This window comes from Shinella sp. JR1-6, assembly GCF_004284735.1.
In the GTDB taxonomy this organism is placed as follows: Bacteria; Pseudomonadota; Alphaproteobacteria; order Rhizobiales; family Rhizobiaceae; genus Shinella.
Genome location: NZ_SHMI01000031.1, coordinates 1 through 12359, shown reverse-complemented (window position 1 = coordinate 12359; position 12359 = coordinate 1). Strand labels below are relative to the sequence as shown.

10 protein-coding genes and 1 riboswitch are annotated in these 12359 nt (G+C 65.5%); of the genes, 7 read left to right on the top strand and 3 right to left on the bottom strand.

Going from position 1 to position 12359, the window contains the following annotated elements:
* Positions 1-47 precede the first annotated feature (47 nt).
* Positions 48-1022 carry an L-threonylcarbamoyladenylate synthase gene (locus EXZ48_RS29630; protein ID WP_023515269.1) on the bottom strand — a complete coding sequence of 325 codons (975 nt, stop codon included), beginning with the start codon at positions 1020-1022 and terminating at the stop codon, positions 48-50.
* Positions 1023-1173: 151 nt separating this feature from the next.
* Here EXZ48_RS29630 and EXZ48_RS29625 point away from each other — a divergent pair, with 151 nt between their 5' ends.
* Entirely contained in the window at positions 1174-2247 is a 1074-nt protein-coding gene (locus EXZ48_RS29625) for a diguanylate cyclase domain-containing protein (protein ID WP_130520498.1), read from the top strand.
* Between the two features lie 16 nt (positions 2248-2263).
* Here the strand turns inward: EXZ48_RS29625 and EXZ48_RS29620 are convergent, their stop codons facing one another.
* Positions 2264-2869, bottom strand: a complete 606-nt coding sequence (locus tag EXZ48_RS29620; protein ID WP_245462392.1) for a DUF6656 family protein — start codon at positions 2867-2869, stop codon at positions 2264-2266.
* Between the two features lie 298 nt (positions 2870-3167).
* A riboswitch (cobalamin riboswitch) is annotated at positions 3168-3365 on the top strand.
* Between the two features lie 102 nt (positions 3366-3467).
* On the opposite strand from EXZ48_RS29620, the gene EXZ48_RS29615 reads away from it, so the two are divergent.
* Positions 3468-4712, top strand: a complete 1245-nt coding sequence (locus tag EXZ48_RS29615) for an aromatic ring-hydroxylating dioxygenase subunit alpha (protein ID WP_130520494.1) — start codon at positions 3468-3470, stop codon at positions 4710-4712.
* 1 nt (position 4713) lies between these two features.
* Positions 4714-5817, top strand: coding sequence for a hybrid-cluster NAD(P)-dependent oxidoreductase (locus tag EXZ48_RS29610; RefSeq protein WP_130520492.1), 1104 nt, complete (start codon positions 4714-4716; stop codon positions 5815-5817).
* 28 nt (positions 5818-5845) lie between these two features.
* Here EXZ48_RS29610 and EXZ48_RS29605 read toward each other — a convergent pair whose 3' ends face one another.
* Positions 5846-6940: a glycoside hydrolase family 25 protein gene (locus EXZ48_RS29605; RefSeq protein WP_130520490.1), complete on the bottom strand. Its 1095-nt coding sequence runs from the start codon at positions 6938-6940 to the stop codon at positions 5846-5848.
* 206 nt (positions 6941-7146) lie between these two features.
* On the opposite strand from EXZ48_RS29605, the gene EXZ48_RS29600 reads away from it, so the two are divergent.
* The 4 genes from EXZ48_RS29600 to EXZ48_RS29585 all read left to right on the top strand — a co-directional run.
* On the top strand, positions 7147-7746 hold the full coding sequence (locus EXZ48_RS29600; protein WP_245462391.1) for a BA14K family protein: 600 nt from the start codon (positions 7147-7149) through the stop codon (positions 7744-7746).
* A gap of 185 nt (positions 7747-7931) precedes the next feature.
* Positions 7932-9728, top strand: coding sequence for an acyl-CoA dehydrogenase (locus EXZ48_RS29595; RefSeq protein ID WP_130520488.1), 1797 nt, complete (start codon positions 7932-7934; stop codon positions 9726-9728).
* 81 nt (positions 9729-9809) lie between these two features.
* Positions 9810-10565 (top strand): crotonase/enoyl-CoA hydratase family protein, encoded by a 756-nt coding sequence (locus tag EXZ48_RS29590; RefSeq protein ID WP_130520486.1) that lies wholly within the window; start codon positions 9810-9812, stop codon positions 10563-10565.
* A 300-nt stretch (positions 10566-10865) separates the two neighbouring features.
* A partial coding sequence (locus tag EXZ48_RS29585) for a methyl-accepting chemotaxis protein (protein ID WP_130520484.1) occupies positions 10866-12359 on the top strand: 1494 nt, incomplete at its 3' end.

The following is a 12359-nucleotide window of genomic DNA, read 5'->3' as shown; positions in this document are numbered from 1 at the left end:
GGCGCCGCCTCGCACAGGGCTGGTGCGCTTGGATCGGTTCGCAGCGGTCAGCCGCGCGGGGCAGCCGCGCGTTGCAGTCGGTCGTTGATCGCCTCGCCGAGGCCGCGGGAGGGGATCGGCGCGAAGGCGATCGCGCGCGCGCCGGCCGCATCCGCCCGTTTCATGTAGCCGAAGAGATTGGCGGCGGCCTCCGCAAGGTCGCCGCTGGGGCTGAGGTCCAGCACCAGTGCGGCATCGGCCTCGCCGGGCAATGCCGCGCCGCCGAAGCGGATCAGCACCTCGCCGGGCGCCACGTCGTGTGCATTGAGCCGCACCGGTGCATCGGGCGCGTAATGCGAGGCAAGCATGCCCGGCGCCTCGATCGCGGCCCCCGCCTTTTCGTTGCGCACCACCTTCAGGCCGGTGACGCGCTCGACCTCGGCGGCATCCAGCCCGCCCGGCCTCAACAGGCGGATCGTGTCGCCCTCGACCTTGAGGATGGTGGATTCCAGCCCCACGACGGCCGGCCCGGCATCCAGAACCAGCTCGAGCTTTGCGCCAAAATCCTCGGCGACATGCCGGGCGGTGGTCGGGCTGATGCGGCCGGACGTGTTGGCGCTCGGCGCTGCAAGAGGTCGGCCGAAGGCCGACAGCAGGCGGCTGGCAAAGCCCTTGGGCACGCGGATGCCGATCGTGTCGAGCCCGGCGCGGGCGAGCGGATGGATGGCGCTTTCCGGGCGGATCGGCAACACGAGCGTCAGCGGCCCCGGCCAGAAGGCCTCGGCGATCGCGCGCGACAGCGGATCGAAGACCGCATGCTCCTCTGCCATGGCGAGGTCGGCCATGTGGCAGATCAACGGATTGAAGCGTGGCCGTCCCTTCATCTCGTAGATGCGTGTGATGGCCAGCGGGTTGGTGGCGTCGGCGGCAAGGCCGTAGACCGTCTCGGTGGGAATGGCGACCGGCACGCCCCGGCCGAGCGCTTCGCAGGCCCGGGCCAGCGCCGTCTCCGCATCCGTCCGCGTATCCACGATATCAGCCATGTCGCCCTTCCTTGTCCGGGCTTCCTTTACAGGGCTTTTCCCGCAAAAGCCAAGGGTTGCCCATTGCCTAAAATGCGAGCGACCGGATTAGATCGGCCGAAAGTGGTGGCTGCTATGGAGGGTTGAAAAATCAAGCAGCAGGTCCGCATTGATGGCGCATAAGAAATCCTCGACGACCGATATCGCCCTGCGCGTCGCAACGGCGATGAAGCAGATGGGCATCGACGGCCTGCCGCGCAATTATGAACTGGTCTACGAGGCCTATGCGGGTTGCAATCCCGATCTGGTGCGCGATTTCATCGCGCTCGGCAAATACAAGACGCAGGGCGCGCTCGACGAACTCGGCCGCAAGTACCTGCCGCACCAGCATGAGGCGGGCGTGCTGCAGCGCTCGGCCGGCGCCATCAGCAACGAGATGGCAAATTTCATGGATCTGCTCAGCCAGGAACGCACCTCGCTGTCGGATTACGGCCGCCTGATCGGCGAGGCCTCGCAGGTCATCCGTGACGCCGGCAGCCTCGGAGAGGGCGCACTCGGCTCCTCGCTCGAGGCGCTGCAGCGCGCGACCGAACTGCGCGCCACCCATACGGCGGAAATGGCGGAGAAGGTCGCCGCGCAATCGGTCGTCATGGACGGCATCCAGAAGGAGATGGCGGAATTCGAGGCGATGAAGTTCGTCGATCCGCCGACGAAGCTCGGCAACCGCCGCGCCTTCAACAAGGCGCTCGCCCGGGTCTATGCCAATCCGGACCTGCCGATGCTCTGCGGCGTCGCGATCGCCGAGGTGGATGCCGAGCGGCGGTTCTCCGCCGGCCAGATCGAGGCCCTGTCCGATCATCTCGTCACCTTCTACGGCGGCCTTATCCGCCAGGCTTTTCCCGCAGGCGAGCTGGCCGTGCGTTTCGACGGCCTGCGCTTCGGCTTCCTGTTTCGCACCGCTGACGAAGGGGAGGTGACGCGGCTGATCGACCTGCTGCGCGCCGCCTTCCAGACGGTGGCGCTGCGCGATCCGCGCACCGGGCGCAATCTGGGTCACCTCACCTTGTCTGCCGGCGTGTGCATGGCGGACCGCGCCGACAGCGCGCTCGACCTTTCGGCGGCCTGCGAGCGGGCATTGGCGGAGGCGCGGGGCGCGGGCGGCGACCAGATCGTCGTCTATGGCCGCGGCGACGAGGTGCCGGCCGGCAAGGAGTGGCTGATCTACCGGCCGTCCGGGGTGGCCTGACGCAGCGGGGTAGGGGTTAGAGCGCCCGGATGATCTTGCGCAGCGCCTCGTTGTGCGCGCCGAGCATCAGCACGTTCTTCATGGCAAGCTTCGGATCGTCGGTGCGGAAGAGCACGCCGTTGCCGCGCACCTTGCGGTCGATCTGCAGGCGGCCTTCCTCTTCGGCCGGCGTGATGGCGACGGCGAAATACATCCGCCCGACCTTCTTCGAGATGTCGGCGAAGAACTGCTCCTCCTCACCGATCTCGGCGAAGAAATTGGCCATGTAGAAGGCCCATTGCACATTCTCGAATTCCGCGAAGCGGGAATTGGCGACGGTGATGTGGCAATAGCCGAGATGCGGCGTCTGGGCGAGCGTGCGGTGGAAGATCAGCTTGGGAAAGCGGATCGACTGGTGAAAGCCGTTGATGCGGTCATGCGTGACGCTGCCGGCATTTTCCAGCTTGCGGCCGGTACGCTCGGCCACTTCCTGGTAGCTGAGGTAGCGCTTCTCGTTCGGGCTCCAGCTGACATTCCGGTCGATGCGGCCGGTGCGCAGGAACTCGGTATGGGCGGCTGATTTCGGCTGATTCGCGCGCTTGTAGGCGACTGCGTCGTAGTAACGGAACTTGGTTTGCTGCACGCGTCGGCACTCCATCCTCGCGCCCCGATGCGATGAAGTTTATGGAAACGGCGTTAAGCATTCCTTGCCAATCCGCCCCCGCTTTTTCCAAAGGTTCCGGAGGGGTCGCAATATGACAATTGTGTCACCGGGCGGGCCAGGTGGCCCAAAGGGTATTCATGTTGCTCGTTTCCTTTGCATAATTGATTGAAATATATGCAATTAGGCCTGAGGTTGGCTTGCCTCTGCCCATTTTATCTCTGTCGCCAAATCGGAATGGCATGTCGCTAACTGACATGTCGTTTGCCCGGTCTTGCGTTTAGATAAGAACACTCGAGGTGCCGTTCTGACGAAGAGCGGAGAATTGGGAAGCCGGTTGAAATCCGGCGCTGCCCCCGCAACGGTGTAGGAGAAACGCGCGGCGAGACGCCACTGGACAGAAAGTCCGGGAAGGCGCCGCGACGGTCCTGACGGACACTCCTGAGCCCGGAAACCAGCCTTGGGAATGATCGTGACTGGCTGCGGCGGGCGGCCGGGAAGCGTGCAGTCCGGCGCCCCCGCGCCCGGATGCCGTCTCCTTCCGTGCGCCTCATCCCCAATAGGATATCGAGGATCCGGCATGGACATCAGCAGCGACGTGCTCCGCAAGCTCAAGAACCGGCGCGAGGGCCACAGCCTCGAGCAGGCCTTCTACATCGACCCCGATCACTACAGGCTCGATCTCGAGACGATCTGGTATCGCGACTGGCTGTTCATCGGCCATGACTGCGAGATCCCGAAGGCCGGCAACTATTTTACCGTGCAGGTCGGCGATTATCCCGTGGTCATCACCCGCGACCGCACGGGGACCGTGCGCGCCCTGCACAATTCCTGCCGCCACCGTGGCTCGCGCGTCTGCACCCAGCACAAGGGGTCCTCGGCCAAGCTCGTCTGTCCCTACCACCAGTGGACCTACGAGCTGGATGGCTCGCTGCTCTTCGCCCGTCACATGGCCGAGGATTTCGACAAGAGCCAGCACGGTTTGAAGCGCGTGCACTGCGAGACCGTCGGCGGATACATCTTCATCTGCCTTGCAAACGAGGCGCCGGACTTTTCCGCTTTCCGCAACCTGGTCGAGCCCTATCTTGCCCGTCACCGCCTCGGCGAGACCAAGGTCGCCTTCGAAAGCACGATCGTCGAGAAGGGCAACTGGAAGCTCGTCTGGGAAAACAACCGCGAGTGCTATCATTGCGCTGCCAACCATCCCGAGCTTTGCCGCACCTATCCCGAAGCGCCGAGCGCCACCGGCGTGCAGGGTGCCAAGGACGATCCCGTCATCGCCGCGCACTGGGAGAAATGCGAGGCGGCGGGCCTGCCGAGCGAATTCCGCATGTCGCCGACCGGCCAGTTCCGCGCGGCCCGCATGCCGCTCATCCAGGATGCCGAGAGCTACACGATGTCCGGCGCCCGCGCCGTCAACCGCCCGCTGTCGAACGACGTGCTGGAAAACCACATCGGCACGCTGCTGCTCTTCCACTATCCGACGACCTGGAATCATGTGCTCGCCGACCATGCCATCACCTTCCGCGTTCTGCCGCTTGGGCCGGAGCTGACGCAGGTCACGACGAAATGGCTGGTCAACAAGGACGCGGTCGAGGGCGTCGACTACCGCCTTGACGAGCTCACCCATGTCTGGACCGAGACCAACGACCAGGACCGCCGCATCGTCGAGGAAAACGCCTTCGGCATCCGCTCGCCGGCCTACCAGCCCGGCCCCTATTCGCCGGAAGACGAGGGGGGCGTCATGCAGTTCGTCGAATGGTACGTGAACTTCATGGTCGATCGGCTCGACGGCGCCAAGAAGCCGCTCTCGCGGGTGGCATGACATGACGATCGCAAGCCATTTCCGTCATTTCGACGAGCTTCATCCGTGGAACGATCGCCAGCACATGCTGGAATGCATTGCCGCAACGGTGGAGACATCAGACGTGATGACCTTCACCTTCCGGTCCGACCGCGACAACTGGTTCCGATACCTGCCCGGCCAGTTCGTCACGCTGGAAATTCCGGTTGCGCAGGACGATCCCGTCCTGCGCACCTATACGCTCTCCTCGACGCCCTCGCGCCCCTTCTCCGTTTCCGTGACGGTGAAGGCGCAGAAGAGCTCGATCGGCACGCGCTGGATGTTCGACAACCTGAAGCCCGGCATGAAGCTGAAGGCCTTCGGCCCGCTCGGCGACTTCTCCCTCGTGCGCTATCCCGCCGAAAAGTATCTCTTCATCTCGGCCGGCTCCGGCGTCACGCCGATGATGTCGATGACGCGCTGGATGTCGGATTGCGCGCCGCAGTCCGACGTCGCCTTCGTCACCTGCGCGCGCAAGCCGGAGGATCTGCTGTTCAAGGCGGAGCTTGAATGTCTTGCCGCGCAGATGCCGAACCTGACGCTCGGCTTCGTCGTCGAGGGGCACAATCCGCGCGACGGCTGGCACGGATTGCGCGGCCGCATCGATGCCGCCCGCCTCTCGCTGCTCGCGCCGGATTTTCGCGAGCGCACCGTCTTCTGCTGCGGCCCGGAACCTTTCATGCGCGGCGTCAGAGACCTTCTCAAGGTTTGCGGCTTCAACATGGAGCGCTACCACGAGGAGAGCTTCCAGCCGGCCGCAGCGCCTGCCCCGGAGGAGATCGCCATCCGCGCCGGCGCCGGTGAGCACGACGTCGATGCCAATGCCGTTGCGACCGTCACCTTCACCATGGCCGGCAAGGATGCGAAATGCCCGCCCGGCCAGACGATCCTCCAGACCGCCCGGGCGGCCGGCGTGCGCATCGGCGCGGCCTGCGAAGGCGGCCTGTGCGGTACCTGCCGGGTGATGAAGCTCTCTGGGGAGGTGGACATGCGCCACAACGGCGGCATCCTCGACGACGAGATCGAGGAAGGCTACATCCTTGCCTGCTGCTCGCGGCCGGTCGGCGACGTGCAGATCGAGGCGTAGGGGCGAGCCTGCGCCCGCCGCAAGCGTTTCAGAAATCCTGATAGTTAAGCGGCGTCACCTCGACCAGGCGGCGGCCGACCGTGGTGGTCGCGGTGCCCTTGGCCATGATGCCGGCGCGGACTTCGGCCGTCACGGCGACGGGGAAGGATGCTGTCGCGCCCGAGGCGAGCGTGACGGCGCCGGCCGTCTGTGCGCCGGTGCCGGCTTCGGCCTCGGCCCTTACCGTTGCCTTGAAGCTGCCGCCCGACGGGATGGAGGCGGTGAGCATGGTGTCGACGGGCTCGAAGGGCTTTTCCGGCAGGAGTTCGCCGAAGGCCCAGGCCTTGCCGAGCGCCGCCTTGGTCATCGGCGCGACGTTGACGTCGATATCGGTCAGCGCGCCCTTCACCCGGTAGGGGCAGCGCCGTTTCGAGCAGTTGACGCCGGCGGAGAACTGCCAGAGCGCGTAATTGTCCCAGTTGCCAATCGGGAAGGCGTCCTCGATGCCCGGCTTGTAGCGGGCATACCAGAGCGGCAGGCGCGAGAGGATGCGGTACCTGTCACGGTTGAGGGCGATGAACCGGGCGGTCGAATGGTTGGTGTAGAGCACGGGATAGCGGCCCGTGCGCGTCTTGATGTGTCCGGCAAAGACCTGCGCATCCTCCAGCGACATGTAGTTGTCGGGATCGATGCCTTCGATATCGAGCACCATCATCTCGTCGTCCTGGGGATTGGCATAGTCGAGGAAATGGTTGGCCTGATCGACCGGATTGCCCGGCCGGGCGAGGTGATAGGCGCCCCAGAGCAGCCCTTTCGAGCGGGCGAGCAGCCGGCGGGTCTCATAGAGTTCGCGGCTCACCGCATATTTGCGCCACATGGTCTTGCAATGCGCCACCGTGTCGCCGCTGTGCTCGCCCTTGCAGCTGAAGCTTTCCGGCAGGCCGTCGGACGCCTTGGAGATGAAGCCGGCGATGCGCGTGTCGGACAGCATTTCCGACCAGTCGATCTCGTTCAGCTCATAGGCATCGATGACGATGGCGTTTTCCGGCTTCTTCCACGGTTCGACGTTCGCGGCGCTTGCTGAAAAGGGCAGGGCGGCCAGCAGGAGAAGGGCGGCCAGGCCGGAAAGATGCTTCGGGTTCATGGACGCTCCTGTTCGATATCGCGCCGGCGCAAGTGCGCATGGTGCGCGAAACATGGTTAACGGATGGCTAACATGCACAAAACCCGGCGTTGAACATTGAATCGCGCGCGAGAAGATCGCATATGGAACGAAAGGGACTTTGGTGCGTTTCGCGTTCAAATTGCCGTTCGAGCAACAGTCGAAAGGCCCTCTCAGGGAGAAGTGTCATGAGATTTCTCAACAAATGCCTGGCGGTCGCCATGTCGGCGCTCTTTGCCGCCACCCCGGTCGTGCCGGCCAGCGCCATGCCGCTTGGGGTTCCGAAGGTGCAGACGACCGCGGCCGGCGGCAACGATGTGCAGCTCGTTCGCGACCATGACCGCCGTATCTGGGTGCGCCGGAATTCCGATCGTGGCTGGCGCGCTGACCGCGGGCGGGGCGACGACGGCTGGCGCCGCGGGCGCAGCTGGAACGACGATCGGGGCTGGCGCGATATCCGCCGCTACCGTGGTCCCGACTACCGTTATCGCGACCGGGATGTGGGCTGGCGTGACCGCGGCGACCGCTACGGCTGGTACCGCGGCCATCGCGGCTACCGCTATCAGCGCCCGGGCTATCGTTATTATGACGGTTACTGGTTCCCGCTTGCCGCCTTCGGCATCGGCACCATCATCGGCGGCGCGATTGCCAACGACCGGACCTATGTCGGCGGTGGTGGCTCGCATGTGAACTGGTGCGCAAACCGCTATCGTTCGTACAGGGCCTACGACAACACGTTCCAGCCCTACAACGGTCCGCGCAGCCAGTGCATCTCGCCCTATAGCTGATAGGGCAATCCTCTCCGAGCCGGCGGTCCCCCGGCTCCTGGAACGGGCTGACCGGTCGTTGAGGCCGGCCGGCCCGTTTCCGTTTCTGGGGCCTCATCGCAAGTTGACGTTTACGTAAAAATCAATAATCTGTGCGCCAGCGGATCGCCCCGCCGAAGCGGGCAGGCGGCCGGAGGAGGATAGAGATGTACAAGGCGCCGGTCGAGGAGATTGCGTTCACGCTGAAGCATGTGGCGGGCCTTGCGCCCGCGCTCGAAGGCGGCCATCTCGGCGATCTCTCGGACGACCTCGTCGATGCCATCCTCTCCGAAGCCGGCCGGTTCGCCACGGAAGCCGTGGCGCCGCTTGCCGAGATCGGCGACAGACAGGGTGCCCGCCTCGCCGATGGCGCGGTGACGATGCCCGACGGCTGGCCGGCGCTCTACAAGGCCTGGGCGGAAGGCGGCTGGAACTCGCTGACGGCTTCGCCCGATTTCGGCGGGCAGGGCCTGCCGCACATGCTGCACGTCGCCGCGCTCGAAATGTGGAACAGCGGCTCCATGGCCTTTGCGATCGGCCCGACGCTGACGATCGGCGCCATCGAGGCGCTCACGGCGCACGGCTCGGACCACCTGAAATCCACCTATCTGCCGAAGATGGTGTCGGGCGAATGGATGGGCTCGATGAACCTCACCGAGCCTCATGCCGGCTCGGATCTCGGCGTGATGAAGACCCGCGCGGAACGCCGTGACGACGGCACCTATCGCCTCTTCGGCCAGAAGATCTTCATCACCTATGGCGAGCATGATTTCACCGACAACATCGTGCATCTGGTGCTTGCCCGCCTGCCCGATGCGCCGGCCGGCACGCGCGGCATTTCGCTCTTCCTCGTGCCGAAGTTCCTGGTCGGCGTGGATGGATCGCTCGGCGCCCGCAACGATGCCTATTGCCATTCCATCGAGCACAAGCTCGGCATCCATGCGTCGCCCACCTGCACGATGATCTACGGCGACGGCCGCTTCGGTGACGAGCCGGGCGCCATCGGCTGGCTGGTTGGCGAGGAGAACCGGGGCCTTGCCTGCATGTTCACCATGATGAACAACGCACGCCTCGCTGTCGGCATGCAGGGCGTGGCGATCGCGGAGGCCGCGACGCAGAAGGCGATCGCCTATGCGAAGGAGCGCACGCAGGGCAAGGCGCCGGGCTGGCACGGTGGCGACCAGGGTTCGGGCATGAGTCCGATCATCGAGCATCCCGATGTCGCCCGCATGCTTCTGACCATGAAGGTGCTGACCCAGGGCGCCCGCGCGATCACCTATGCCTGCGCCCACGCGGTGGACATGAGCCATGGCGCGGAGGCACGGCACTGGGCCGAGCGCGCCAGCCTGCTCACCCCCATCGCCAAGAGTTTCGCCACCGATGCCGGCGTCGACGTCGCCTCGCTCGGCGTTCAGGTGCATGGCGGCATGGGCTTCATCGAGGAGACGGGCGCCGCCCGCCTCTATCGCGATGCCCGCATCGCGCCGATCTACGAGGGCACCAACGGCATTCAGGCCATCGACCTCGTCACGCGCAAGCTGCCGCTGTCGGACGGTGGCCATGTGCGGGGTTTTGTCGGCGAACTGCGCGAGATCGCCGAAAAGGCCCGTCTTCGTGCGGGCACGGCAAATGCGCCGGATCTCGGCGAAACCGGCGAACGCCTCGATACTGCCATCGCTGATCTTGAAGCCGCCACCGAATGGTTGCTCGCCACGCTCGCCGCGGGCAGGCAGGCCGAAGCGCTTGCCGGTGCCACGCCCTACCAGCGCCTCTTCGGCCTGGTGCTGACGGGGGCCTATCTCGCCAAGGGCGCGCTTGCCGATGGCGGTGACGGCCGCAACGGCGAACGGGCCTCGCTGTGCCGCTTCGCCGCGGAAAACATCATCGGCGAGACGGCGGCGCTGCGCGACCGGGTGATCTCCGGTGCCGGGAGCCTTGAAGCCGCACGTGTGGTGCTGGGATAGGATGCCGCGATCGAACCGATAGGACTACGGCAGAGGGGGCGGCCCCGTACGATTGCCATCCGGCGAAGGAAACCGATACCCATGACCGACCATATCCTGATCGAGCACCCGGAAAACGCGCCGGGCGTCCAGGTGATCCGCCTCAACCGCCCCGACAAGAAGAACGCCATCACCCGCGCCATGTACCAGGCGATGACCGACGCGCTGAAGGCCGGCGATGCGGATGACAGCGTGCGCGCCACCGTCTTCCTCGGCTCGGAAGGCTGCTTTTCCGCCGGCAACGATCTCAACGATTTCCTCGCCTTCGCAATGGGCGGCACGATGGGGCGCGAGGTGGTCGATTTTCTCCATGCGCTCGCTGCGCACGGCAAGCCGCTGGTCTCCGGCGTCGACGGTCTGGCGATCGGCATCGGCACGACGATCCATCTGCACTGCGACCTCACCTATGCCTCGATCCGCACGGAGTTCCGCACGCCCTTCGTCGATCTGGCGCTGGTGCCGGAGGCGGCGTCCAGCCTTCTCGCCCCCCGCCTGATGGGCCACCAGCGGGCCTTCGCGCTGCTGGCTGCGGGGGAGGGCTTCTCCGCCACCGCAGCGCGGGAGGCGGGCCTCGTCTATGCCGTCGTCGAGCCCGCCGCGGTGGAGCGCGACACGCTCGCCGCCGCCGTGCGTCTTGCCGCCAAGCCACCGAAGGCGCTCGCCATCGCCCGCACCCTTATCCGGGGCGATGGCGCGGATGTGGCAAGGCGGATCGACGAGGAGGCCCAACATTTCGCGGCGCAGTTGAAGAGCCCGGAAGCTCGCGCCGCCTTCGAAGCCTTCATGGCCCGTCGCTAGAACCGGTCCTGAAAACGGGAACCGCTCTTCCGCCGGGAAAACCAGCAGATTGGTGGGTTGGAGCGCCTTTCGGCGCCTCCCGATCCGGTCGATTTTCCGCACCCTGTTCCGCAGGCACCGGTTGCACCCCATTTGTGGTCTGTCAATTTTAACGGCGCCTTAAACACGTTTTCCTATTGTGCGGCATTCTCCGGCGTCCAGCCGGCGGCCGCATGATGCGCCCGATTTTTCGCCTTTCGGCATGCCGTTCAGCATCGCGTCCCCGCCGTTTCCGGCGCGGCGCCCCAGAGAACATCGCCCATGGCCAAGCGCTCCAATCTGATGACGCGCATTCTCGTTGTCGCGTCCCTCGTCGTCGTTGCCGCCTTCACCGGCTTTTCCCTCTATATCGACAGCCTGCAGCGCAGCGTCCTGACGAATTCCGTCGAGGAAAGCATCGACAGTTCCGGCAAGCAGGCCGCCCAGAGCATCGCCAACTGGCTGAATGCCCGCGTCTCGCTGACCGAGATGGCCGGCAATGCCGCCGGCAAGGCCGTGGATGCGACGGGTATCGAAGCCGTGTTGCAGAATGACGTTCTCGTCAGCCAGTTCATGACCACCTATGTCGGCGACGAGACGGGCCTCTTCACCCAGTGGCCGAAATCGGAGATGCCCGAGGGGTACGATCCGCGCAAGCGCCCGTGGTATCAGGATGCCGTCAAGGCAAACGGCAGCGTGCTGACCGAGCCCTATATCGACGCTTCCACCAACGACCTGATCATCAGCGCCGCGACACCCGTCAAGCACGACGGCAAGCTGCTGGGCGTCGCCGGCAGCGACTTCTCGCTGAAGTCCCTCGTCGACATGGTCAATTCGGTCGATCTCGGCGGCACGGGCTTCGCCTTCCTCGTCAGCAAGAACGGCCAGATCCTCGTGCACCAGGACAAGGCGCTCGTCACCAAGACGCTCACCGATGCTTTCCCCGAGACAACGCCGGCCATCGGCGACGGCATCACGCACACGACCTATGCCGGCAAGCCGGTGCTCGTCTCCTTCGTGCCGGTCACCGGTCTGCCGTCGGTCGAATGGTATCTCGGTTTCACCATTGACAGCGGCATGGCCTATGCGGCGATCGACCAGTTCCGCATCGCCGCGACGATCGCCACGATCCTTGCCGTCGTCGTCATGATGGGCTTCCTTGCCACCGTGCTCTCCCGCCTCGTCGTGCGCCCGGTCAAGGATATGACATCGGCCATGGATAAGCTCGCCGCGGGTGACGTCCGCACCGATATTCCCGGCGAGAACCGCACCGACGAGATCGGCCGCATGGCTGCTGCCGTCGCGGTCTTCCGCGACAATGCCATCGAGCGCACCCGTCTTGAAAACGCTGCGGAAGAAGGCCGCGTGCTCTCCGAAAGCGAGCGCCGCGAGCGCGAAGCCGTCAAGGCGCGCGAAGCTGGCGAGATCCAGCACGCCGTCGAGGCGCTTGCGGACGGCCTCGGCCGTCTTGCCGAGGGCGATCTTGCCCACCGTATCGAAAAGCCCTTCGTCGGCCATCTCGATCGCCTGCGCACCGACTTCAACCACTCGCTCACCAAGCTCCACACGGCAATGACGACGGTCGGCCAGAACGCCCGCGCCATCGATGCCGGCGCCACGGAAATCCGCTCGGCCGCCGACGATCTCGCCCGGCGGACCGAACAGCAGGCCGCCTCCGTGGAGGAAACCGCCGCCGCGCTGGAAGAGATCACCACGACGGTGAAGGATTCCACCCGCCGCGCGGAAGAAGTCGGCTCGCTCGTCTCGCGCACCCGC